Annotated in this window: 17 protein-coding genes; 6 read left to right on the top strand and 11 right to left on the bottom strand. The window is 67.4% G+C overall.

The window, feature by feature from the left end:
- Nucleotides 1–58 precede the first annotated feature (58 nt).
- Nucleotides 59–1147, top strand: a complete 1089-nt coding sequence (locus INP52_RS02825) for a 2,3-butanediol dehydrogenase (RefSeq protein ID WP_194372235.1) — start codon at nucleotides 59–61, stop codon at nucleotides 1145–1147.
- A gap of 237 nt (nucleotides 1148–1384) precedes the next feature.
- On the opposite strand, the gene pflA is transcribed toward INP52_RS02825, so the two are convergent.
- From pflA to INP52_RS02850, 5 genes are all read right to left on the bottom strand, one after another.
- On the bottom strand, nucleotides 1385–2203 hold the full coding sequence (pflA, locus tag INP52_RS02830) for a pyruvate formate-lyase-activating protein (RefSeq protein ID WP_194372237.1): 819 nt from the start codon (nucleotides 2201–2203) through the stop codon (nucleotides 1385–1387).
- A gap of 2 nt (nucleotides 2204–2205) precedes the next feature.
- Nucleotides 2206–2457: an autonomous glycyl radical cofactor GrcA3 gene (grcA3, locus tag INP52_RS02835; RefSeq protein ID WP_194372239.1), complete on the bottom strand. Its 252-nt coding sequence runs from the start codon at nucleotides 2455–2457 to the stop codon at nucleotides 2206–2208.
- Between the two features lie 57 nt (nucleotides 2458–2514).
- On the bottom strand, nucleotides 2515–4611 hold the full coding sequence (gene pflB, locus INP52_RS02840) for a formate C-acetyltransferase (protein ID WP_194372240.1): 2097 nt from the start codon (nucleotides 4609–4611) through the stop codon (nucleotides 2515–2517).
- A gap of 263 nt (nucleotides 4612–4874) precedes the next feature.
- The gene (locus INP52_RS02845; RefSeq protein ID WP_194372241.1) at nucleotides 4875–5384 is read right to left on the bottom strand and encodes a GtrA family protein; all 510 of its coding nucleotides are present in this window, start codon (nucleotides 5382–5384) and stop codon (nucleotides 4875–4877) included.
- A 26-nt stretch (nucleotides 5385–5410) separates the two neighbouring features.
- Entirely contained in the window at nucleotides 5411–7846 is a 2436-nt protein-coding gene (locus tag INP52_RS02850) for a glycoside hydrolase family 3 C-terminal domain-containing protein (protein ID WP_194372242.1), read from the bottom strand.
- A gap of 457 nt (nucleotides 7847–8303) precedes the next feature.
- Here INP52_RS02850 and INP52_RS02855 point away from each other — a divergent pair, with 457 nt between their 5' ends.
- Entirely contained in the window at nucleotides 8304–9749 is a 1446-nt protein-coding gene (locus INP52_RS02855; protein ID WP_194372243.1) for a radical SAM protein, read from the top strand.
- A gap of 278 nt (nucleotides 9750–10027) precedes the next feature.
- Here the strand turns inward: INP52_RS02855 and INP52_RS02860 are convergent, their stop codons facing one another.
- The gene (locus INP52_RS02860) at nucleotides 10028–10702 is read right to left on the bottom strand and encodes a DedA family protein (protein ID WP_194372244.1); all 675 of its coding nucleotides are present in this window, start codon (nucleotides 10700–10702) and stop codon (nucleotides 10028–10030) included.
- A gap of 118 nt (nucleotides 10703–10820) precedes the next feature.
- Nucleotides 10821–14591, bottom strand: a complete 3771-nt coding sequence (locus INP52_RS02865; protein WP_194372245.1) for a SpaA isopeptide-forming pilin-related protein — start codon at nucleotides 14589–14591, stop codon at nucleotides 10821–10823.
- A 520-nt stretch (nucleotides 14592–15111) separates the two neighbouring features.
- Between INP52_RS02865 and INP52_RS02870 the strand changes: the two genes are divergently transcribed.
- Nucleotides 15112–15669 (top strand): NADPH-dependent FMN reductase, encoded by a 558-nt coding sequence (locus tag INP52_RS02870; RefSeq protein ID WP_194372246.1) that lies wholly within the window; start codon nucleotides 15112–15114, stop codon nucleotides 15667–15669.
- 95 nt (nucleotides 15670–15764) lie between these two features.
- On the opposite strand, the gene INP52_RS02875 is transcribed toward INP52_RS02870, so the two are convergent.
- Entirely contained in the window at nucleotides 15765–16997 is a 1233-nt protein-coding gene (locus INP52_RS02875; RefSeq protein WP_194372248.1) for an iron-containing alcohol dehydrogenase, read from the bottom strand.
- Between the two features lie 81 nt (nucleotides 16998–17078).
- Here INP52_RS02875 and INP52_RS02880 point away from each other — a divergent pair, with 81 nt between their 5' ends.
- The gene (locus tag INP52_RS02880; RefSeq protein WP_194372250.1) at nucleotides 17079–17438 is read left to right on the top strand and encodes a YccF domain-containing protein; all 360 of its coding nucleotides are present in this window, start codon (nucleotides 17079–17081) and stop codon (nucleotides 17436–17438) included.
- 45 nt (nucleotides 17439–17483) lie between these two features.
- On the opposite strand, the gene INP52_RS02885 is transcribed toward INP52_RS02880, so the two are convergent.
- Nucleotides 17484–19244, bottom strand: coding sequence for a 1-deoxy-D-xylulose-5-phosphate synthase (locus tag INP52_RS02885; RefSeq protein ID WP_194372252.1), 1761 nt, complete (start codon nucleotides 19242–19244; stop codon nucleotides 17484–17486).
- Nucleotides 19245–19543: 299 nt separating this feature from the next.
- Here INP52_RS02885 and INP52_RS02890 point away from each other — a divergent pair, with 299 nt between their 5' ends.
- Complete coding sequence (locus INP52_RS02890) at nucleotides 19544–20398, top strand: DegV family protein (protein ID WP_194372253.1); 855 nt, start codon at nucleotides 19544–19546, stop codon at nucleotides 20396–20398.
- Nucleotides 20399–20436: 38 nt separating this feature from the next.
- Here INP52_RS02890 and INP52_RS02895 read toward each other — a convergent pair whose 3' ends face one another.
- Nucleotides 20437–20922 carry a YaiI/YqxD family protein gene (locus INP52_RS02895; protein WP_194372254.1) on the bottom strand — a complete coding sequence of 162 codons (486 nt, stop codon included), beginning with the start codon at nucleotides 20920–20922 and terminating at the stop codon, nucleotides 20437–20439.
- Between the two features lie 107 nt (nucleotides 20923–21029).
- On the opposite strand from INP52_RS02895, the gene INP52_RS02900 reads away from it, so the two are divergent.
- Nucleotides 21030–21728 carry a DNA alkylation repair protein gene (locus tag INP52_RS02900; RefSeq protein ID WP_194372255.1) on the top strand — a complete coding sequence of 233 codons (699 nt, stop codon included), beginning with the start codon at nucleotides 21030–21032 and terminating at the stop codon, nucleotides 21726–21728.
- A 145-nt stretch (nucleotides 21729–21873) separates the two neighbouring features.
- Here the strand turns inward: INP52_RS02900 and INP52_RS02905 are convergent, their stop codons facing one another.
- Complete coding sequence (locus INP52_RS02905) at nucleotides 21874–22839, bottom strand: D-2-hydroxyacid dehydrogenase (RefSeq protein ID WP_228478394.1); 966 nt, start codon at nucleotides 22837–22839, stop codon at nucleotides 21874–21876.
- Between the last annotated feature and the right edge of the window lie 47 nt (nucleotides 22840–22886).

Raw genomic sequence — 22886 nt, forward strand, 5'->3', positions numbered from 1 at the left:
CTCGGGCGGCGACGCGCAGGCGCGCCACTTTCTTTTGTCATTGGAAAGGATGATGCACATGAAGGCAGCACGCTGGTACGAGGCGGGCGACATTCGCGTCGAGGACGTTCCCGAGCCACAGGTTGACGACTACTATGACGTCAAGGTGAGGCTGCACTGGTGCGGCATCTGCGGCTCCGACCTGCACGAATACCTCATGGGCCCGATCTTTATCCCCGTGGGCACCCCGCATCCCATCACCGGCGAGAAGGCACCCGTGATCTTGGGCCATGAGTTCTCCGGCGAGGTCGTCGACGTGGCCCCGGGCGTCACCAACGTCAAGGTGGGTGACCGCGTGGTCGTGGAACCCCTCGTCTGCGACGACACCTGCCCGGCCTGCCAATCCGGCCACGAGAACCTCTGCGTGAACCTCGGCTTCCACGGCCTCGCCGGCCGGGGCGGCGGGTTTGCCGACTACACGACGTTCCGCCACCGGTTCGTCCACAAGATTCCCGACTCCCTGCCGTACGACAAGGCCGCGCTCGTCGAGCCGCTCGCCGTGGGCTACCACTCGCTCGAGGCCGGGGGCTTCCAGGCGGGCATGACGGCGGTCGTGGCCGGCGCGGGCACGATCGGCCTCGCGACGGTCGAGTCGCTACGCGCGCTGGGCGCCAAGCAGGTCATCATGGTCCAGCGCAAGTCGGTCCGCCAGGAGTACGCCAAGAACTCCGGCGCCGACGTGGTTCTTGACCCCAATGAGTGTGACGTGGTCGAGGAGATTAAAAAGCGCACGGACGGCTTTGGCGCCGACGTGGCGTTTGAGTGCACGGGCGCCGAGACCGTCTTCCACAAGCTGCTCGACGCGGTCCACGTGGGCGGCACCGTGGTCGTCACCTCCATCTGGGAGAAGCCCGTCCAGCTCGACCTCAACGACGTCTGCATCCCCGAGAAGAAGGTCGTGGGCTCCATCGCCTACTGCGGCAGCGACTTTGACAACGTGATCGAGCTTTTGTCCTCCGGCAAGATTCCGGCCAACGGCTTCATCACCAAGAAGATTGCCCTCGACGACATCGTCGAGGAGGGCTTCAAGACCTTGACCGGCCCCGAGAAGAAGAAGCAGGTCAAAATCATCGTGAGCAACAACTCCGAGGAGCTCGCCACGGTCTAGGCGACCGCCCGGGCATGCGCGGGAGGGGATCGGGGGCCACTGCGCCCCCGACCCCCTCGCCAAAGGGCATTGAGAACAGCGTGACTCCCACCGTGACGGGCTGTCGTGCGCTCAGCTTCTGAGGGACACGTGCACCGCTCCGTTTCCGTCTGCCCTGTGCAGGGTTGCCCTCCCACGCGAGCGCAGGGAAACGAGGAGAGGGCGCTGTCGAATGAGTGACGGCCTGCACGCAGCGCGCTAGCGCCCGCGCTCCCGACGACGCTCGACGCGGGCCCGCAGGGCAACGCGGCGCAGCTCGCGGCAGCGCGCAGCGTCCATGGCCGGGACCCCCTCGAGGGGATAGGCGATGCCGAGCCGCTCGTACTTGACGCGGCCCATCGTGTGGTAGGGGAGCAGGTCGAGCCCGATCACGTTGTCCCAGTCGCCGATGATGCGCCCGACGCCGGCGACCTCCTCCTCACCGTCGGTGAGGCCGGGCACCACGACGTGGCGCACGACCACGGGCACGCCGCGGCGCGCCAGCTCGTCTCCCAGCGCGAGCGCGTGCGTCGCGGAAAGGCCGCACAGCCTCCTGTGGAGGGCGGGGTCGGACGCCTTGATGTCGAGCAGCACGAGGTCGCATTCGTCCAGAAGGGCCGAGAAGCGCTCGGCACCCGCAGTCTCGTAGGTAGCCCCGGAGGTGTCGAGGCAGGTGTGGATGCGCCCGGCGGGGGCGGCGTGGGCGGCGGCGAAGAGGGCGGCCACGAAGTCCGCCTGCGCCATGGGCTCGCCCCCCGTGGCCGTGATGCCGCCGCGACGGTAGAAGGGGCGGTTGCGCTCGAATACCCCCAGGATCTCGCGCACGCTCGTCTCGTCGCCCGGCCCCGCGCCGTCGGGGCCGGCAAAGGCCCAGGTGTCTGGGTTGTGGCAGTAAGCGCAGCGCAGAGGGCACCCCTGGCAGAAGACCACGAGGCGGGTGCCGGGGCCGTCAACGGTGCCAAAGGTCTCCAGGGAGTGGACCCGCCCGCGCACGGCGAGCGGGTCTGTGGTCGCGTCCGCGTGGGGAGCGACCGACAAGGCTACAGCGCCTCGTGGAAGGTGCGTGAGATCACGTCGTCCTGCTGCTCCTTGGTGAGGGACGCGAACTTGACGGCGTAGCCGGAGACGCGGATGGTGAGCTGCGGGTACTTCTCGGGGTGGGCCTGCGCGTCAAGGAGCGTGTCGCGCGTGAACACGTTGACGTTGAGGTGATGGCCGCCCTCCTCGGCGTAGCCGTCTATCATGCTCACGAGGTTGTCGACCTGCTCGGGGGAGGCGTCGGAGGTCTTCATGGTGGTTCCTTTCTCGAGTGGCGGCGTCGGGTCGGGGCCCGGTGCCGAGAGTTCGGCCTAGCGGCAGCCGCAGTCGCCGCATGCGCCCGCCGGGTTCTCTATCTGAAGGTCGACGCCGAGGGCGTCGAGGTCGAGCTCGTCGAAGAGCACCGAGTCGGCCTTGCCGAGCGCGTCGGGGACGATGGAGAAGGTGTTGGAGATGCCGTCCTGCGCGTCGCCAAAGGGGAGCTTGGCCACGCTGGCGAGCGAGGCCACGGCACCGTGGGTGTCTCGTCGGTGCATGGGGTTGGCTCCCGGGGCGAACGGCTCGCCTGCGCGTCGGCCGTCGGGCGTGTTGCCGGTCTTCTTGCCGTAGACGACGTTCGAGGTGATCGTGAGGATGGAGGTCGTGGGCACGGAGTCGCGGTAGGTGTCGTTCTCGCGCACGCAGGCCATGAACCGCTCGACGACGTCGTGGGCGATGCCGTCGACGCGGTCGTCGTCGTTGCCGTACCGGGGGGAGTCGCCCTCGATGACGTAGTCGGTGACCAGTCCGGTCTTGTCGCGCACCACGCGAACCCGGGCGTACTTGATGGCGGAGAGGGAGTCTGCGACCACGGAGAGCCCTGCGATGCCCGTGGCGAACCAGCGGTGGACGTGCTCGTCGTGCAAGGCCATCTGCAGCCGCTCGTAGCAGTACTTGTCGTGCATGTAGTGGATGACGTTGAGCGCGTTGACGTAGACGCCGGCCAGCCACGCCATCATGTCGCGGTACTTGGCCACGACGTCGTCGTAGTCGAGGTAGTCACCCTCGACCGGCCGCAGGCGGGGGCCCACTTGCTCGCCGGTGACCTCGTCGCGCCCGCCGTTGATGGCGTACAGCAGGCACTTGGCCAGGTTGGCACGGGCACCGAAGAACTGCATCTCCTTGCCGATGCGCATCGAGGAGACGCAGCAGGCGATTGCGTAGTCGTCGCCGTGGTAGACGCGCATGAGGTCGTCGTTCTCGTACTGGATGGAGCTCGTGGCGATGGAGATGCGGGCGCAGTAGCGCTTGAAGGCCACGGGCAGGCGCGTCGACCAGAGCACCGTGAGGTTGGGCTCGGGCGAGGTGCCCATGTTCTCGAGGGTGCGCAGGAGGCGGAAGCTCGTCCTGGTGACCATCGAGCGCCCGTCGACGCCCATGCCGCCGATTGACTCGGTGACCCACTGCGGGTCGCCGGAGAACAGGTCGTTGTACTCCGGCGTGCGCGCGAACTTGATCATGCGGAGCTTCATGACGAGGTGGTCGACGATCTCCTGGGCTCCCTCCTCGGTGAGGGTCCCGGCCGCGAGGTCGCGCTCGGCGTAGACGTCGAGGAAGGCGGAGTTGCGACCGATGGACATGGCTGCGCCGTTCTGCTCCTTGACGGCGGCGAGATATCCCAGGTAGAGCCACTGGACGGCCTCCTGGAAGGTGGCCGCAGGCCCAGAGATGTCCAGGCCGTAGACCTCTCCGAGTCGCTTGAGCTCCCCCAGGGCGCGGATCTGCTCGGAGAGCTCCTCGCGGTGGCGGATGGTCTTCTCGCTCATGGTCTTCTGCGTGCCGGCCTTCTCGGCCCTCTTCTCGGCGATGAGGGCGTCGACGCCGTAGAGCGCCACGCGCCGGTAGTCGCCGATGATGCGCCCGCGCCCGTAGGCGTCGGGCAGGCCGGTGATGATGTGGGAGTGGCGGCAGGCGCGCATCTCGGGCGTGTAGGCGTCGAAGACGCCGGCGTTGTGGGTCTTGCGGTTGTGGGTGTAGAACTCGACGATCTGGGGGTCGACCTCGTAGCCGTTCTGCTCGCAGGCGGCCTGGGCCATGCGGATGCCGCCGTTGACCATGAGGGCGCGCTTGAGGGGCTTGTCGGTCTGCAGGCCCACGATCTTCTCGAGGGGCTGGTCGATGTAGCCGGCGGGGTGGCTCACGATCGTGGAGACGACCTTGGTGTCCATGCCCAGGACGCCGCCCGCCTCCTGCTCGGCGGAGAAGAGGTCCATGACCTCGTCCCAGAGCCTGGCGGTGTTCTCGGTGGGTCCGGCGAGAAACGACTCGTCGCCGTCGTAGGGGGTGTAGTTCCTCTGGATGAAGTCGCGGACGTCGATCTGGTGCTCCCAGCTACCGCCCGTAAAGCCCTGCCATGCCTGTTGGCTCACTGCTCACGCTCCCTTGTCTGATGCCGTTGCGCATCTTTGCGGATAACGGGTTCGTCCAACCTATCAGAGATGCTCCCCGTGCATGACCAGAAAGGGGCGGCCTTAGGGGCCCCCGTGCAATTTACACAACATCTTGTGTCTTGTGACAAAGTCGACGCCAACTAGTGGCGTCGTTTGGGCCCGCTGCAAAAAGGGGCCGCGTCACCGTCCCGTCCTGGCGGCAACGCGGCTCCGAGCGGGGCATGCGAGAGGCGAGGAGGACCCTAGGCGGCCTTGTCGTCGGGCATGATCCAGAACTTGAGCAGGGGAAAGCTCACGACGACGGCGAGAAGCGTGTTGACCACCGAGGCCACGGTCCCGGCCAACGTGGCGTCCATGCCGAAGGTAGTGGTGCAGAAGTCCGTGACGTAGCCCGGCAAGATTAGGTTCACCACGACGATGAGCACGGCGAGAAGGGCGTACTTCCAGGCGGCGTCGGCAAAGGAGGCGTCGGATTTGAAGACCCACCTCATCTGAACGAAGAAGTTGACCACCTGGGCAAGCACCTCGGCGACGAGGAAGGTGACGAAGCCCCCCAGACCGTTCGAGCTGGGCTGCGTGTAGTCAAAGATGAGGAAGTGAAAGGGATCGGTCATCTTGAGGGCGTTGATAAAGAGCGCCGTGCCCGCCCACACGAGCACGAAGCGCGCGATGGTTGAGACGTTGGAGAGCACGTTGAACTTGATGAACTCCCAGATGCCCTGGTGCTCCTCGGTCCACGTCTTGAAGCTCATGGTCGGTCCTTTCTGTTGCGCGGCAGCTATGCCGAGCGAGGCTGGGAGGCGGCGGCAATCTTACGGGAGAGCAGGGCGTTCTGGACGAGGTTGGCGACAAACTCCACGATCAGGCGCACGAGTCCGATGACCCAGAAGCCGCGGATCTCCATGACGAGGGAGTCGACCATGCGCATGTTGACCATGCCGTTGGTCATCTTTGCCAGCGCGCGCAGCGGCATGTTCCAGATGAATAGCACGTTGAGGTTGGGGTGCCCGGAGCGCTCCGAGGAGTTCTTGATCGTACGCAGTACGAGCCAGACGATCCAGAAGAGGGGCGAGCGCCCGTGGTTGAGGTCGCGAAAGCACATGTTGCAGCCGATCTCGGCCGCGCCCCCGGGCACCAGGTGGCCAAGGAGAGCCGCGAAGTGGGCGTCGTCGACATGGGCGACGTCGGCGGTCTCGTAGGGCCTGACGTCGACGCCCTCGTAGGGGTCGGGCGCGCCGGTGCCGGAGAGCTCGACGTGGCCCGTGAGGCGGACGTCGTCGGCGGAGGCGGCCACGCGCAGCTCGTAGGTGCCGCCCTCGACCTCCCACTGGTTGGTGCGCACGTTGAAGTAGCGGAAGGCCTTGTCGCCCAGCTCTATGGTTACGCGCCGGCTCTGGCCGGCCTCGAGCTCCACCCGGGCGAAGCCCTTGAGCTCCTGCTCCGGGCGAAAGACCGCGTGGTCGGGCTTGGAGATGTAGAGCTGCGCGACCTCGGTCCCCGCGCGGGGACCGTCGTTGACGAGCGTGAACGAGACGTCCCACTCGCTGAGCTCGAGGTCAGCGTAGGAGAAGCTCGTGTAGGACAGGCCGTAGCCAAAGGGGTAGGCCACGGGGACGCGCGCCGTCTGGTAGTAACGGTAGCCCACGTAGAGGCCCTCGCGATACTCGGCGGCGAGCGCGTCGGCGGGGAAGCTCTCGGCGCTGGCCACGTCCGCGTAGCGCACGGGCCAGGTCTCGGCGAGCTTGCCGGACGGGTTGACCCTGCCCGAGACCACGTCGAGCGCCGCCCCGGCGCCGGCCTGACCGCCCAGGGCGCAGTAGAGGATGCTGCGCGCGTCGGCGACCCAGCCGGTCTCCACGGCCGAGCCGGCGCTGAGCAGCACGACCACGTTGGGGTTGACCTGGGACACGGCGTGCGCGAGCTCGACCTGGTTCTCGTTGAGGCGCATGCTGCGGCGCTCGGCTCCCTCGGACTCGGCGATCTCGTCGAGGCCCAGGCAGAGCAGAATGACGTCGGCGCGGCGAGCCAGGTCGAGCGCGGCCTCGCGCCTGGACTCGTTTTTGCCGCCGTGGCGCTCGAAGCCCGGCTCGTAGCCCACGAGGGAGAGATCGGTCTCGTCGATGAGGCCAAGCAGACTGTCCACCTTGGTGGAGTTGACGGCAGAGGAGCCGGCGCCCTGGTAGCGCGGCGTCTTGGCGAAGTCGCCGATGAGGGCAACCTTGACCGAGGGGGGCAGGGGCAGCAGGGACCCCTCGTTCTTGAGCAGAACGCAGCCGGCCGCCGCGGCTTCGCGGGCCAGCCGGTGGTGGGCCTCGACGTCAAAGGACGCGGGCGCCCCCTCGACGCCGGCGCGCGTCGCGAGCACGAGCTCGATCGCCTCGTCGGCGCGCTCGTCCACGTCTGCCTCGGAAAGGGTGCCGGCCTTGACGGCGGCGATGAGCTCGCGCACGGAGCCCAGCCCCGGGGCGGGCATCTCGAAGGTGGAGCCCGCCCGGACGCCGGCGACGTGGTCGTTGGAGCCTCCCCAGTCGGTGACGACGGCGCCCCCGAAGCCCCACTCGCCGCGCAGGATGTCCTTGAGCAGGTGGGGGCTCTCGTTGGCGTAGGTGCCGTTGACGAGGTTGTACGAGCTCATAATCGACTTTGGGTCGGACTCGCGCACGCAGATCTCAAAGGCGGTGAGGTAGATCTCGCGCAGGGTGCGCTCGTCGACGACGGAGTCGGAGGCCTGGCGGCGCGTCTCCTGGCTGTTGACGGCAAAGTGCTTGGGGCAGGCCGCGATGCCGTTGGACTGGATGCCGCGCACGTAGCCTGCGGCCATCTTGCCCGCGAGGTAGGGGTCCTCCGAGAAGTACTCGAAGTTGCGGCCGCACAGGGGGTTGCGCTTGATGCACAGGCCGGGGCCCAGCAGCGTTCCCACGCCCTGCGCCGCGGCCTCCTCGCCCATGGCGGCCCCCACGCGCTCGCCGAGCGCGGGGTTCCAGCTGTTGGCCACGGTGACGGCGGTGGGGAAGCACGTCGCCGGCTCCGAGCCGTTGAGGCCCAGGTGGTCGGCCGCCCCCGCCTGATGGCGCACGCCGTTGGGACCGTCTGAAAACTCGAGGGAGCCCACGCCCACCCGCTCGTTGGGCCAGGTTCCAAAGGTGGTGGCACCCTGGAGCAGCGCGCACTTCTCGGCAAGCGAGAGCTTCTTGAGTATGTCGGCGTGTCTCATGTTCGCTCCTTCAGGCAACGCTTCGCGACTCGTCTCGTCGCGTTTTATGATACGAGCGCGCGGGTCCCGCTTGCGCGCGCCGACACGACCGGCGCCGAGGGGGACACGATCGGTGCGCCTCACACCTTAGGATAGGGACCAGCCTCCCTCGAGGCGGACTTCTGACGCAAGCGGTCGCGGGGACGGCGCGAGCTGCGGCGCGGATGCGCGGACGGCTGGGACCAGGAGGAGCTTTCCGTGCTCGAAAAAGCGTTTCGCCGCCGCTTCGGACGCCTCCCGGTGACCCTGGGTGTAGATTTTTTGAATATATTTTAAAAACGGGAAGGAAAGTCGTATTCTCTCCATGAAGCGCGAGGAGTTAGTGGGTTGAAACTAGCTTTTCGCAGGGGAGGATTGGTGCTCACGCCGCGGCGACAGGGGCGTGATGGAGCATCAGAAAAGTAGGAGGGGAACCACCATGGGACTTACTCAGACGGCGGAGCGCGCGGCGCTCAACAAGCTCGTCGACTACATCGACGACGATCCGGCGGCTCACATCGACAAGATCATGGATCTGGTCAACAAGCTGGTGCCCGACTCGGTGTTTCCCAACCAGCGCAAGGCGTTCTCCGACGCCATCGAGAGCCGGGGCAACTGGTACCAGCTCATGATGAAGGTCTTTGACCTCAACCCCGAGATGCGCACCAAGCTCCTCAAGGCGCTTCTCATCGACGGAAACCTGCTCGCGTGGCCGGTCCAGGAGAAGGCACGTGACAAGTACGACTGCAACATCCCGTGGGCCATCCTGCTCGACCCCACGAGCGCCTGCAACCTGCACTGCATCGGCTGCTGGGCGGCCGAGTACGGCTACAAGCAGAACCTCACCTTCGACGAGATCGACTCGATCGTGACCCAGGGCAAGGCCCTTGGCACGCACATGTACATCTACACGGGCGGCGAGCCTCTCGTGCGCAAGGCCGACCTCATCAAGATTTGCGAGAAGCACCCCGACTGCATGTTCCTCTGCTTCACCAACTCGACGCTCATCGACGAGAAGTTCTGCCAGGACATGATTCGCGTGGGCAACTTCGTGCCCGCCATCTCAGCCGAGGGCAACGAGCGCACGACCGACGCCCGTCGCGGCGAGGGCGTCTACTTCAAGATCGAGCAGGCCATGGATCTTCTGAGCTCCCACAAGCTCCCCTTTGGCATCTCGTGCTGCTGGACCAAGGACAACGCGGACACGGTGGCGACGGAGGAGAACATCGACTGGATGATCGACAAGGGAGCCCTGTTCTCCTGGTACTTCCACTTCATGCCCGTCGGCCGCAACGCCACCGCAGAGCTCATACCCACGCCCCGACAGCGCGAGAAGATGTACCGCTTCATCCGCGAGATGCGCGAGAAGAAGCCGATCTTCACGCTCGACTTCCAAAACGACGGGGAGTACGTGGGCGGCTGCATCGCCGGTGGTCGTCGTTACCTGCACATCAACGCCGCCGGTGACGTGGAGCCCTGCGTCTTCATCCATTACTCCAACGCCAACATCCGCGACATGAGCCTGCTTGATGCGCTGCGCTCGCCCATCTTCATGAAGTACTACGAGGGGCAGCCGTTCAACAACAACCACCTCAAGCCCTGTCCCATGCTCGAGAATCCCGAGACGCTGCCCCAGATGGTGGCCGAGACCGGTGCGCGCTCGACCGACCTGGTCGAGAAGGAGTCGCCTCAGCAGCTTGCGGAGAAGACGCGCCCCGCTGCCGAGGCATGGGCTCCCGTGGCCGACCGCCTCTGGGAGGACGAGCAGAGCAGCCTCTACGAGAAGCGCCACGGAGAGGTCCAGGGCATGGCGGCCTCTGACATGAAGCGCTTCGAGTGCACCGGGCATCGCGGCTACTCCGCCAGGGAGACCGCGATGAAGTAGGGCGTGCGGCTCATACAGCTCAGGTCGCCGCGCGGGGGGCGGGTCGCTTTTGGCGGCTCGCCCCCTTGGCGTCGGCGCGCGGCCTCTGGCGCGCGACCGCGTTCGTAAATCGAGGACTGGGGCAGTCGCCGACGAGAAATGCTTGCGAATCAAGAGCCATGGCACGCAGAGGTCGCCTGAGGTCTGCCCCAGTCCCAATTTTGTGAGCGAATGAGGCGTCCCCATGCCACGGGTCCGAATTCGCGAGCAGGGGTGTCCCGCTTTGCGGCGTGTCGTGCCTAGGCGTCGGCGTGGTCCCTGTCGGCTCCCTTGGTGGTTTTCCCGGTGCGACGCTCGCGCAGGGCGGGCAGGATGCGACGGACGAACCACCAGACGAGCACCACGACCACGGCGGCGAGAATGACCAGCTTGACGATGTCCGAGATCCACTCCGCCTCGGCCGTGACGCTCTGCCAGGCGCTGCCCGCCGTCGCTCCCAGCACGCACAGGACGGTGTTCCAGACGAGCGAGCCGGCGAGGGTGTAGAGGGAGAAGCGCACCGGGCTCATCCGCGCGGTGCCCGCCGGGATGGAGATGAGGCTGCGGACCACGGGGACGCAGCGGCAGACAAGGACGGTGAGCTGGCCCTTGCGGTCGAACCAGCCGATGGCATGCGTGACGTCGTCGGACTTGAAGCCCAGAAGCCGCATCGGGGGCGTGTCGAGAAAGCTGGAGAGGCGCTCGCGCGAGAGGATGCGACCGAGCCCGTAGAGCACGAACGCCCCGGTGACGGAACCGACCGTCGCGGCGGCGACGACGCCGGGCAGGACGAGGTCGGTCGAGGTGGTGAAGAAGCCCGAGAGGGGCAGGATGAGCTCGGAGGGAATGGGCGGGAACACGTTCTCGAGAAAGATGAGCGCTGATATGGCAAGATAGCCAAACTGGTTGATAAAGTCGTAGAAGGCGGCTTCCATGAAGCTCCTTTGGCGGTGCGGTTAATGGGGGCATTATGCCCTTTGCCGGCCGTCCCCGCCGTAAAACCAGGGATTGCACAGAAGTCGCGGTGGCCCGGCTGCGGCCGGGCCACCTTGTCTAGGCGTGGAGGCGTCTGCGCACGAGGGGCACGGCGAGCGCCGCAAGTCCGAGAGCGGCCAGAAGCGATGCCGGTGAGGGCCCCTCCCCGGTGCCGGGGAGAAGCGGCATGAAACTGCGTGGCGTCTGCGTGACGGCGTCCGCGTCATGGTCCTCGAGGCTCTCTTTGCCGCCGTTGCGGAAGAGGTCGAGAGCGGCGGTGTTGTCGAGAACGCATCCCGTCTCGTAGGCCTCGGTCACCCGCAGGTGAAGGACGGCCGAGGAGAGCGTCTGGTCGTGGTCTGCCACGACGTCATCCAGATCGTCGTGGACGTCCTTGAGGTCGGAGCGGTCCCAGTCCCCGACGCGCGTGGTGAAGTCCTTCTCGACGCGCCCGTACTCGAATCGGACGGCGGTCACGTGCTCGTCGGACGCGATCCCAAGGTCGGACGCGGCGAGCTCGACGCTGTCCCCGGCGGCGACGTCCGTCTTCCAGAGCCTCCAGCCGGCGTATTCCAGTGCCCTGCCGTCGCCTTCGAGCCAGGGGTTCGCATGAGCGTCCGAGCGCGTCGCGTTGGCGCCTGCGGGGTCGACGTAGCCTATGGGTGTCTGGTCGGTCTGGTACCAGACGTTCAGAAGGCCGTCGTAGTCCCCGGTGACGCGCGGCGTCGTGATGCCCACGAGCTCGGCGAGACCGTCTCTGACCCCGTCGAGCGAGTCCGTGACGGTGAGCTCGTCGACCCAGGTCGAGCTCGTGTTGCGAAAGTCGAGGCTGTAATCGTAGAGACCCTCCTCGGATACGGAGACGCTGGCCCGGTTGGCCCCGTCGCCGTCTTCCACCGTGTTCGGGTCAAGGGCGTCGGCGATCTCCTGGCGCTTGTCCAGCTGTCCCGTGACCGAGACGGGCTCGTCGTAGAGCACCACCTTCTGAATCTCTCCGGCCTCGGCGACCTCGAACGTGACGGACTGCGACTGGTCGTAGGCGTGGGGCGTCATCGTCTCGGTGAGGACGTACGTGCCGGGTGCGAGCCGCTCGATGAGGTGGGGCCCCTCGGTCGAGGTCCAGGCATCGACGACGGTGCCCACGGAGTCGGTGACGCTGAGGGACGCTCCGGGGATCTCCTCCTCGGTGGTTACGTCGCGCTTGGAGACCTCGACTCTGGTGTGGTCGTTCTCCAGGAACGCGCTGGCCTGTCCTGCGTCGTCGAACCAGTCAGCGGAGATGATGCCGTCCTCACCCACGTGGACGCTGTGTCGGGTGGCGTCCGTCACGTAGCCGGGCACGGGCGCGGACTCCTGAAGGTACCAGTCTCCCGGCGCGATCTTCTCGATGCGCAGGATTCCGTCGTCGCCGACGGTGACGCTGCGCGCTCCCTCGGCCTCGCCCGGCGCGTCTCCCGCATCTGCGCTCCACCAGGAGAAGACCGTTCCGGGAAGCGTCATCTCGGGGGAGCCCAGCTCGGCCTTGGTGATGGTGAGGGAGTTGGCGACGTTGCTCGCTTCCGTCGCGGCCTCCACGACCGGGGTCTCGGGGTCCTCGTAGGTGAGGGTGAACTCGTGGGGGATGGCATCGAGGACGTAGCCTGCGGGGACCTTCGTCTCGACGAAGGCGTAGGTGGCGCTCCCGTCTGCGAGGGGGAGGCCGTCGAGCGAGGCCCGGCCCTCACCGTCGCAGATGACGTGCCCCATGACCTGGCCCTCGACCGCTTGAATCGTTCCATCCGGGGACGTCATTGCCTCGCGTGCGATTACGTCGAACTCCGCGCCCGCGAGCGCCGCGCCGCTCTGCGCGTCCGTCTTGACGATGGTGGCGCGGCCCGTGGCCTGCGCGTCCGTGTAGCGCGCGACGACTACCGGAGGAAGCGTCGCGTCCGCGGCAACGACGGCCTGCACGTCTTTTGTGCCGACGAGATAGGGGGCGGGCGCGGCGGTCTCGTGGAGGTAGTAGGTGCCCGGGACCAGGCGCTGGGGCAGGGTCAGCGTGCCCGTCTCGTCGGTCGTGAACTCGCTGAGCTCGACGTGGGTGGGATACCAGCTCTCCTGCGTGACCGGGGAGCCGTCCTCGCGCAGGATCTGGAAGGAGAACCCCGCCAGGGGCACGGTGAGCCCGCTCGTGGCGTCGACCTTCACGACCTGCAGCCGCGCGGAGAGTGCGTGGTTGTCGACGATGTACTGCAGCTTCGCGCCGGCGGACATGGCGTCGGGCGAGAGGGTCCAGTCACCGACGTGGGAGAAGCCCTCCGGAACGCTGCTCTCGACCTCGTGAATGGTGTATCCGGCCGCATCGTAGGGAAGGGCCCCACCCGCGGCTTCGGGTCGCGTGCCCGCGCCGAACCAGAGGTTCGGGTCCGAGGCGGTGTCGGCGTAGCCGGAGGCGTTCGTCTCGATGGTGCCCACGACCGCTCCCGTGGTGTTGCTCACGATCTGGAACTGCACCCCGGCGGCGGGCTTCTCGATCCCCGAGCCCTCGTCGAGGCCGTCGTCAGCGAACTTTGTCAGCTCGAGGTCGAACGCGACGACGTCCTCGGAGACGGGGTCGTTCGGGGAGAGATCGACCGTGTCCGCGTCGCCGAGCTCGGTGGCGCTCGCGTGATACGTGCGGACGGTCGCGTCAGGCAGGTAGCCGGCGGGTGCCCTGGTCTCCGTGACCTGCACCCGTCCGAGGGGGAGCCTCTCGAAGCGTGCGGTGCCGGTCGCGTCGGTGACAGCAAGGTGCGTGTCTCCGTTGGCGTCCACGGCGGTGAACTCGGCGCCCTCGAGAGAGGCTCCCGGCTGCGCCGCGCCCCCGGTGGCGGAGTCCTGCTTGCGCACGACGAGCGTGACGGTGCCGGGCTCGTCGATGAGCTGCTCCGTGGAGTTCTCGACGCCCGTCTGGAAGTACGTGCGCTCGGGGTTGGCCACGAATCCGCTCGGGGCCTTTGTCTCGACGGCGTAGTAGCGCTCGTTGGGCGAGAGGGTGCAGCTCGCGCGCCCGTCCGCATCCGTCGTGACCGTGGCCACGAGCTCGTCGTCGGACTCCCGGCGAACCTCGTAGGTGGCTCCGGCGAGGGAGTACTCATCGTTGCCGCTCGTGAGGGTGGCGTCGGCCGAGCCCTTGGAGAGGGTCACGGTTACGTTTCTCTGCACGACGAGCATGTTCTGGACGCGAGGGGAGGGGGCGTGGTAGACGCGAACCGCGGCGTGGTTCCAGGGACCGTCCTCGGACCCGTGCGCCTGGGCCGCCTCGTAGAGGGAGACGGCGGCCTCGCGTACCACGCCGCTGGTGGGGCCGTAGTCGGAGAGGCTGTAGCCGCCGCTCCCGTCATCGCTGACGCCTGCGGGCACGTGGCAGTCGGCGCCCGGCTCGATGTAGCCGCACTCCATGTAGACGGCGATGGCCGTGGCGGTTCGGGCTCCCAACTCGCTGAGCTGGTGGCCCGCGACCGTCGTGGTGTTGGGGTAGCCGTTGTAGGCGATGTAGGCGAGCGGCCCCGAGGCATAGTCCCACCCCGCGTCATAGACCTCGGCCTCCTCGTTGTAGCGCCCCATGTTCATGCAGTAGCCGATGGTGAGCACGTCTCCCGTCCCGTCGACGTCAAAGTAATGGATGAAGTTGGGAAAGCCGTCATGGGAGTCGGAGCCGAGGCTGCTTCGAAGGGTGACGGCGTCGTCGAGGGCCTGCGCCAGCGTGGTTGGGCCTGCCATGCCCAAGAGCTGGGAGAGCATGAGCGCGTACGCGAGAAGCGCGGCGCGTACCCTCCTTCCGACCTGCCCCTTAGGTCCTCTGTCCCCTGGTAGTTGTCCTGTGCTCATGCATGCTCCTCTCCTCCGATGCCTGGGTGGGGAGCGTATCAGGGACGTCATGTGCGCTGTCTTACCTTTGTCTGACCCGTGCCTGACGGCACCGCTCAGAGATGCCAGAGGATAAGAGCGATTCCATCTTTTTTCCGGGAGCGGTGGGATGCGGGCTGCGGGCGCGCAGTCGCGGCAGGTGGCGGTTCTAGTCGTGCACTCTTTGTCTTGCCACGATCCGCCTCTCTGCGTCCACGTCTGCCGTGCTGAACGCCTGGGATAGCGTCGCCGGTCTCATCGAGTGCGCGAAAGTTCCCGTCTTGCGATGGGCGTCAGGAACTGCCAACGGGGAAAGCGTCGCCGAGAAGTACGCTCTCCTCGTCCGAGCGGCCCGACTTTCGCGCGCTCGATTCTAAGGCCCCCGCGGCGTATGGTTTCTGGGCTGCCGGGGGTCCCGCCAAGGGGGATAGTAAGAGGAGCAGACATGAGGAAGCGAGGCTGCGGCGAGAGGCAGCACGCGGCCAGAGGAGAGAGGAACGTCATGTCAGACAAGAAGAGGCTGCTGTTCGTGGTGGGATCGCTGCGCAGGGGGTCGTTCAACCGGATCCTGGCGACCCATGCCGCCGAGCATCTGGCCGATCAAGCCGAGGTCGAGATTCTTGAGTACGCGGACGTGCCGCTCATGAACCAGGACATCGAATTTCCCGCCCCTGCGTCGGTGAGCCGCGTGCGCGCGTCCTTCTCGGCCGCCGATGCCGTCTGGTTCTTCTCGCCGGAGTACAACCGCACCATGACGGCTCCCATGAAGAACGTAATCGACTGGATGAGTCGTCCGCTCGTTGCGGGGGACTATAAGACACCGCTTCCCCTCACGGGAAAGCCCGCGGCCATCTCGGGCGTCGGCGGCGCGAATGCCACGGCGGGCTCCCGCGCGGCGCTTCGCGCGCTCCTCGAGGTTGTCAAGGCCCGCCCGGTCCAGGGCGACGGCGAGGGCTTCTCCCTGCCCGCCGCAACGTGGGCCACGGGCGTCTACGAGATCCCGGCCGAGGACGCCGCGCGCCTCGACGCCCAGGCAGACGGGCTTCTCGCCGCGCTCTAGGGACTCCCTCCCGTGCGAGGTGGGCAACAAAAAGAGCCGCGAGGCCGCTTGCCGCGACCCCGCGCCTCCGCACCGAGACGAAGCGAGCGCGTCCGCTAGAGTGCGGACTCGTAGATGGCCCGCGCGTCGGCCATGGTGAGGAGCTTGAACTCGCCGAACTCCGGTCCCTTGTTCTGCTCGAGGGTCTCGAGCAGCGCGGGGATCTGCTCCTTCGTGACGCCGAGCTCCCCGAGCGTGCGCGGCATGCCGATCGAGACGAAGAAGCTCTGGAGCTCGTCGATCGTGGCGGTGACCGCGTCGGTGACGGCCTCCTCGGGCTCCACGTCGACGCCGTCTGCGGCGGGGTCCACGGGCTCGATGCCAAAGACGTCGCGCCCGAAGGAGCAGAAGCGCTCGGGGCAGGTGCGCCACACGTAGCGCATCCAGGCCGGGAAGATGACGGCGAGGCCGGCGCCGTGCGTGACGCGCGCGTCGTGCGCCGAGAGCTCGTGCTCGAGGCCGTGGCTCTCCCAGCCGCCCGCCGAGCTCCCGCCGGGCTCGGTGCCGCGCCCGAGCCCGGCGAGGCCGTTGTGGGCGAGCATGCCCGCCCACATGATGTTGGCGCGCGCGTCGTAGTCTGTGGGGTCAGCGAGCGCGCGCGGGGTCTCCTTGATGAGGCAGCGGATGATTCCGGTGGCCACGTTGTCGGTGATGGGCACCGGGCCCGCGGCCGAGAAGTAGCGCTCCATGACGTGCGCGATCATGTCGCTGACGCCGGCTGCGGTCTGGTACGGGGGCAGCGTGAAGGTGAGCTCCGGGTCCATGAAGGCGAGCACGGGGCGTCTCAGGTCAAAGGGGATGCCGCGTTTGAGGGAGAGCTCGTCGTTGGTGATGACGCACCCCGCGGAGGCCTCCGATCCCGCGGCGGGGATGGTGAGGACGCTCGCCACGGGAAGCTCTCCCGCGGGCTTGGGGGCTCCCGTGAAGAGGTCCCAGACGTCTCCGGCGTAGGGGACGCCGACCGCGATCGACTTGGCGGTGTCGATGACCGAGCCTCCCCCCACGGCGAGGACCAGGTCGCAGCCAATCTCGCGTGCGGTCCGGATGCCGTCGCGCACGGGGCCGACCTCGGGGTTGGGACGAATCCCGCCCAGCTCGGTGTGGGCGATTCCGGCCTCGTCAAGAGACGCGAGCACGCGACCGAGCGTGCCCGTGCGAACCACGGAGCCCTGCCCGTAGATGACGAACGCGTGGGCGTAACCCGCGGAGGCGAGCTCCGGCCCCACGCGATCCGTGACGCCGCGCCCGAAGACGAACTTGGTGGGGGAGCAGAATGTAAAGTCGTTCATGGGAGTCCTTTCTCTTGGTGGCTGATAACAGCTTAGCGCTTAGGTGTAGCATGATTTTATCGACAGTCGAAGGGGGAGCTTGTGCGCACGCTGGCCAATATCATCTGGATTGTCCTGGGAGGCCTGGCGACGGCGCTTGGGTGGGCGCTCGCCGGGCTCATCTTCTACGTCAGCGTCGTGGGCATTCCCCTGGGGCGGCAGTGCATGAAGATGGCCTCGCTCACGCTTGCGCCGTTCGGCAGACAGATTGTCTACGGGGGCGGCGCTCCGAGCCTCGTGGCGAACCTGTTCTGGGTGGTGCTCGTCGGCATCTGGATGGCGGCGGCGTATGCTGTGAGCGGCGTCGTCTGGTGCGCCACGATCATCGGCATACCCTACGGTCTGCAACTTCTCAAGATGGCCAAGCTCTCGCTTTTTCCGTTTGGAGCTCAGGTCTACTAGCCCGACAAGTCCCCTCAGGCTCCAAAAAAAGCCTTCGTTGGAGGTCTACGCGCGGCCCAAATCACGCATTACGTCGCCCACGACGCCCTCGACCGTCATGCCGCGGCGGGCGAGAAGCTCCTCGGGGTCGTAGCGGTCGAGAAAGGCGCGCGGCAGGCCGTAGCAGCGCACGCGTGCGTCTCCGCGTTCGGCTAGGACGCGCGCGCAGCGCTCGCCGAAGCCGCCCTCCACGATGCCGTCCTCCAGCGTGACCACGAGCCCGTGCCGGGAGCCAAGTCCCTCGAGCAGCTCCTCGTCGGGCGTCGTGGCCAGGCGCGGGTTCACGAGGGTGGGGGAGACCCCGCGCCCCTCGAGGGCCTCGCAGGCCCTCTCTCCCAGCGGAAAGGCATCGCCCAAGGCGAGAATCGCCACGTCGGAGCCTTCGCGCACGACCTCCCCCCCTCGTGCGAAGTTCGCGGGCCGTGCAAAGTCCGGACGCGAGACCACGTCTGCGACCGGCACGCGGATGGCCACAGGTCCCCCTCGCCAACCAAGCGACCAGTCGAGCATGGCGAGGTACTCCTCGCGGCACGTGGGCGCGAGATAGGTGAGGCCCGGCAGCGAACCAAGCAGGGGAATGTCGAAGAAGCCCAGGTGGGTGGCATCGGTGGTTCCGTATACCGAGGCGCCGAAGACCAGGATCGTGGCCGGGGCCGCGTTGAGGCAGAGGTCGTGCCAGAGCTGGTCATAGGCGCGCTGCAGGAAGGTCGCGTAGATGCCCAGAACCGGCTTGGCTCCGGCCTGGGCCAGGGCCGTCACGTAGCTCACCGCGTGCTCCTCGGCGATGCCTACGTCCACGAACTGAGGACCTATCTGCGCGCGAAGCTCTGGTGTGAAGCCCATGACGTAGGGCGTGGCGGCGCTCACGGCCACGACGCCCTTGTCGGCGGCCATGCGCGCAAAGAGGAAGGAGCCCGTGATCGCGTCATAGCCCCTGGCGTCGGCGGAGGACAAGAAGGCACCCGTCTTGACGTCGAAGGGACGGGGGTGGTGCCAGGTCTCCGGGTCAGCCTCGGCGGGTGCGTAACCAGCTCCCTTCTTGGTGTGAACGTGCAGGACTACGGGGTGGTCGACGCCCGCGAGCTCGCCCAGCGCCCCCTCGAGCGCGGCGACGTCGTGGCCGCGCTCGAGGTAGCGGTAGTCAAACCCCAGCGCGCGGAAGAAGTTGTGGGGCGCCGCGCCCCCCGTGCTCCTGAGTTCGGCGAGGTTGCGGTAGATGCCTCCCTGGTCGGGGGCGATGGACCACTCGTTGTCGTTCACGACAATGATGAGACCGCTCGTGAGCTCGGCCGCGTTGTCGAGTCCCTCGAACGCCAGACCCCCGGAGAGGGCGCCGTCGCCGATGACGCACACGACGTCGTAGCCCTCTCCCGCGAGCTCGCGCGCCTTGACGAGGCCGCAGGCGAGGCTCACCGAGGTGGACGTGTGCCCCATCGCAAAGAGGTCGTGCTCGGACTCGCGCGGGCTGGAGAAGCCCGAGACGTCCTCGTAGTGCGCGGGGTCCAGAAACGCCCGTGCCCGACCCGTGAGCATCTTGTGGGGGTACGTCTGATGGGAGACGTCGAAGACGATCTTGTCGCGCGGGGATCGAAAGACGCGATGCAGGGCAACGGTGAGCTCGACGACGGCGAGGTTAGGGCCCAGGTGGCCACCGACGGCCGCGGAGCTCGAGATGATGGCGGAGCGAATCTCGTCGCAGAGGGCGGGGAGGGCAGAAGCGGGAAGGGCACGCACGTCAGAGGGAGCGTCGATCTGCTCGAGGTACATGCGTCTCTCCTCTTCCGTGCTTCGGGGTCCTCTTCTCCCGCCTCAGGCAACGGCCCCCCAGCATCGCACATTCGCTTGTCAAAGTTGTGGTGCGTCTGCAGAGAAGCGCCCGCACCTGGCGGGATCGCTTGGGATCCCCAGGCTCGACTGTGTGCGTAGCGTGTCCCCCTGTTTTGAATCTCTCCCATGATATACACTTGATTAGTTTATCTAGCTGCTCGTTCTTAGATTACTAATTTTTGAATTTGATTAAAAAAGTGCTCGTTCGCAGTTCGAAGACAAGAGAAAAGAGGGCACGCATGGCCAAGATTGTCATCACTGCCGAGACGGGTTGCGACGTCCCCCGCGACCAGGCGGCCGAGCTGGGCATCGAGCTCGTCCCAATGCACGTGATCATCGGCGACAGGACCATCGACGACGGCACGCTTCCCCCGGCGGAGATGCTCGAGCAGTGCCGTCAGCTGGTAGTGCTGCCGCGCACGAGCGGCTGCATGCCCATCGACTTTCAGGCCGTGTTCGATCGCATTCACGAGGCCAAGCCGGACGCCCAGATCCTGCACGTGGCCTACTCCGCGGTGACCACGTGCTCGCTCGAGTCCGCGCTCACGGCCGCCGAGGGCCGCGACTACGTGAGCTTCGTGGACACCAAGCAGGTGACCATTGGCCAGGGCTTCATCGTGACAGACGCGGCCCGGTGGGTGCGCGCGCACCCCGAGGCCACGGTCGCCGAGGCGCGCGCTCACGTCGAGGACCTTTCCGCGCGCACCCACCTGGCATTTATCCCCGGTGACCTCGGCTACCTGCGCGCGGGCGGACGCCTCTCCAACGCCGCGTTCGTGGGGGCCACGCTTCTCAAGATCAAGCCCGCCGTGGAGCTCATCGGCGGAAAGCTGACGGCGACCAAGAAGATGCGCGGGTCCATGGGGCCGGCGGCGGTGAGCCTGATCGACTACCTCGCCCTGCGCGAGGAGTTCGACCCCGAGCGCGTCTTCTTCATACGCTCCTCGGGCCTTCCCGAGCGCGTGCAGGAGCTGGCCGAGGCGCACGCGCGCGAGCTCGGCTTCAAGGAGGTCACCTGGTACGACACGGGCAACGTGATTACCTCGCACTGCGGCCCGGGCGCCTTCGGGCTCGCCTTCGCGGTGCGGGCGTAGCGCGAAGGCCGCGTGCGAGGGGGGCCGGCCGCGCCCTGTCAGTCCTCGAGCAGCTCGGAGAGCCTCGCCGAGAAGCGCCTGCGGTCGTCATCCGTGAAGGGGGCCGGGCCCCTGGTGCGTCCGCCAGCTCGACGGACCTTCTTCTCCTCGTGGCGGATGAAGAGCTCCATGTCGATGGTCTCCCTGCGGTAGACGTGCCCCCGCACGCCGATGGCGGCGGCGCCGCGGCCCAGCACCATGCCGGCCAGCCCGATGTCCTGCGTGACCACCACGTCGTTGGCCGAGAGGCGCTCCACGATGGCAAAGTCCGCCGAGTCCGCCCCCACGGAGACGTCGAGCGTCTCGGCCCAGAAGCCGTGGCGGGCCGCGCCCTTGCTTCGGGGATCGTCCCGACGGATGTGGCGCTCGAGGTTCTGCGTGCTGTTGCCTGCGATGACCACGTGCGCACCCGCCCGGCGCGCGCAGCTGAGCGCCTCGCGCGTGACGGGGCAGGCGTCGGCGTCTATGAAGAGCGTTCGAGGCATGAGTCCCCCTAGGTCCGTCCTGTGTCGGCGGCGCCCGCTCGCGCACGGGCGTGCGGGCTCCAGCTGCTATCTTATGCTGAACAAACATTGGCGGTGAGGGGGAGCGCATGAGCATGGGGAAGAGCGGGCTTCGCGAGCTTCTGGAGGAGCACGCCGACGAGAAGTACCGTAGCTTCCAGTGCGGGCTCATTCCCACCGTGGATCCTGGAAGCGTCCTGGGGGTGCGCGTGCCCGAGCTGCGCAGGATTGCCCGCGAGCTCGCGCACGATGGGCCCGTGGCTGCCCGCGAGCTCCTGGGCCCCCTGCCGCACGAGACCTACGAGGAGGGGCTGCTCCATGCCCTTCTCGTCAACGAGATGCGCGACTACGACGTCTGCGTGGCGGCGCTGAACGAGTTCCTGCCCTTCGTGGACAACTGGGCGACCTGCGACATTCTGGCGCCGCGCGCCTTCGAGGTCCGACCCGTCGCGCTGCCCGCGCAGACGGAGGGCTGGATGGCGGACGAGGAGCATCCCTACGCGGTGCGCTTTGGCGTCGGCGTGCTCATGAGGCTCTATCTGGACGACGCGTTCGACCCTATCTACCTGGGACGCGTGTGCGCGCTGCGCTCGGGAGAGTACTACGTCAACATGATGGTGGCCTGGTACGTCGCCACGGCGCTCGCCAAGCAGTGGGAGGCGACGCTGAGCGTCCTCGAGGGCCGGCTGCTCGCCCCGTGGACGCACAACAAGGCCATCCAGAAGGCCGTCGAGAGCCGACGCGTCACGCCCGAGCACAAGAGGCTCTTGCGCACCCTGCGCGTGTAGGGCCCCGGCCCCCTTCGGGTTTGGGTTCGCGCAGAACCTGGGACCGGAGCTTGGGGCAGGGCTATCTGCACATATTCGGATGGCTCTGCGAGGATGCCCGTGAAAGGGCGCCGCGCGTGAACCCAAACCCGAAAAAGGGGGTTCGCTAGGGCTCCACGAGGTTGCGCAGCCGCTCTCCGGCAGCAAGGCGCGCGAGGTTCTCGGCGGCTATGTCCACGATGTTGTCGAGTGTCACGTCCAGATGGAGCCCGCCCGAGACATGGGGCGTCACCAGGACGCCGGGCGCGTCCCAGAGGGGGTGGTCGACGGGCAGGGGCTCGGGATCGGTGACGTCGAGGGCCGCACCGGCAAGGTGTCCGGAGCGCAGCGAGGCGAGAAGGTCGTCCGTCACCACGAGGTCCCCGCGTCCCGCGTTGGCAAACCATGACCCCGTGCGCAGGGCCGAGAAGAACTCCCCGTCGGCCAGGCCGCGCGTCTCGGGCGTGCTGGGGAGAAACGACGCGACGACGTCCGCCTCGGGAAGCAGGCGAGGCAGCTCGCCCCTGGTGAGGAGCTCCTCGAACGAACCGCGCGCCGCGCTCGCGTGGCGCTGCACGCCGGTGACGCGCGCCCCCAGCGCCGCGGCGAGGCGGGCGAAGTGCGTCCCGATGTCGCCGGCCCCGAGCACGAGCACTCGGGCGCCGGACATCGTGGAGACGGGCCCCTCGTCCGCCCACACGTGGGCTCGTTGGTTGTCGCGGTAGGCGGGAAGGTTCTTCATGAGGCCGAGCAGCATCGCGAGTACGTGCTCGGAGACGGCCTGCCCATAGGCGCCCGAGGCACCGGCGAGCTGCGCCCCCGCAGGCAGCGTGCCCGTCGAGAGGTAGCGGTCGTAGCCGGCTGACCCGAGCTGCAGAAGGCGCAGGTGGTGCGTCTCGCCGAGCCGCTCGGGGGCAGGGTTGCCCACGATGACGTCGGCGGCGGCCAGCTGGTCGGGCGCGACATCGCGGTTGGGCGCGTAGGAGAAGCGAGCCTTGGGGGCGCCCCTCTCGAGACGCGCCCTCTGGGCCCCGCTCAGGGGCAGCAGCACCAGCACGTTCATAAGGACCTCCCAGCGCACGACGACGGGCAAGGCCCATTCTAGTACGGACTCGCGGTCCTACGGGGGGGTCCACGGTG

The organism is Thermophilibacter immobilis (genome assembly GCF_015277515.1).
Lineage (GTDB): Bacteria > Actinomycetota > Coriobacteriia > Coriobacteriales > Atopobiaceae > Thermophilibacter > Thermophilibacter immobilis.

Excerpts from the sequence above, each read along its gene's own strand:
- INP52_RS02825 (WP_194372235.1), top strand. The coding sequence starts at position 59 with ATGAAGGCAGCACGCTGGTACGAGGCGGGCGACATTCGCGTCGAGGAC.
- grcA3 (WP_194372239.1), bottom strand. The coding sequence starts at position 2,457 with ATGAAGACCTCCGACGCCTCCCCCGAGCAGGTCGACAACCTCGTGAGC.
- INP52_RS02845 (WP_194372241.1), bottom strand. The coding sequence starts at position 5,384 with ATGAGCTTCAAGACGTGGACCGAGGAGCACCAGGGCATCTGGGAGTTC.
- INP52_RS02850 (WP_194372242.1), bottom strand. The coding sequence starts at position 7,846 with ATGAGACACGCCGACATACTCAAGAAGCTCTCGCTTGCCGAGAAGTGC.
- INP52_RS02855 (WP_194372243.1), top strand. The coding sequence starts at position 8,304 with ATGGGACTTACTCAGACGGCGGAGCGCGCGGCGCTCAACAAGCTCGTC.
- INP52_RS02860 (WP_194372244.1), bottom strand. The coding sequence starts at position 10,702 with ATGGAAGCCGCCTTCTACGACTTTATCAACCAGTTTGGCTATCTTGCC.
- INP52_RS02865 (WP_194372245.1), bottom strand. The coding sequence starts at position 14,591 with ATGAGCACAGGACAACTACCAGGGGACAGAGGACCTAAGGGGCAGGTC.
- INP52_RS02870 (WP_194372246.1), top strand. The coding sequence starts at position 15,112 with ATGTCAGACAAGAAGAGGCTGCTGTTCGTGGTGGGATCGCTGCGCAGG.
- INP52_RS02875 (WP_194372248.1), bottom strand. The coding sequence starts at position 16,997 with ATGAACGACTTTACATTCTGCTCCCCCACCAAGTTCGTCTTCGGGCGC.
- INP52_RS02885 (WP_194372252.1), bottom strand. The coding sequence starts at position 19,244 with ATGTACCTCGAGCAGATCGACGCTCCCTCTGACGTGCGTGCCCTTCCC.
- INP52_RS02890 (WP_194372253.1), top strand. The coding sequence starts at position 19,544 with ATGGCCAAGATTGTCATCACTGCCGAGACGGGTTGCGACGTCCCCCGC.
- INP52_RS02895 (WP_194372254.1), bottom strand. The coding sequence starts at position 20,922 with ATGCCTCGAACGCTCTTCATAGACGCCGACGCCTGCCCCGTCACGCGC.
- INP52_RS02900 (WP_194372255.1), top strand. The coding sequence starts at position 21,030 with ATGAGCATGGGGAAGAGCGGGCTTCGCGAGCTTCTGGAGGAGCACGCC.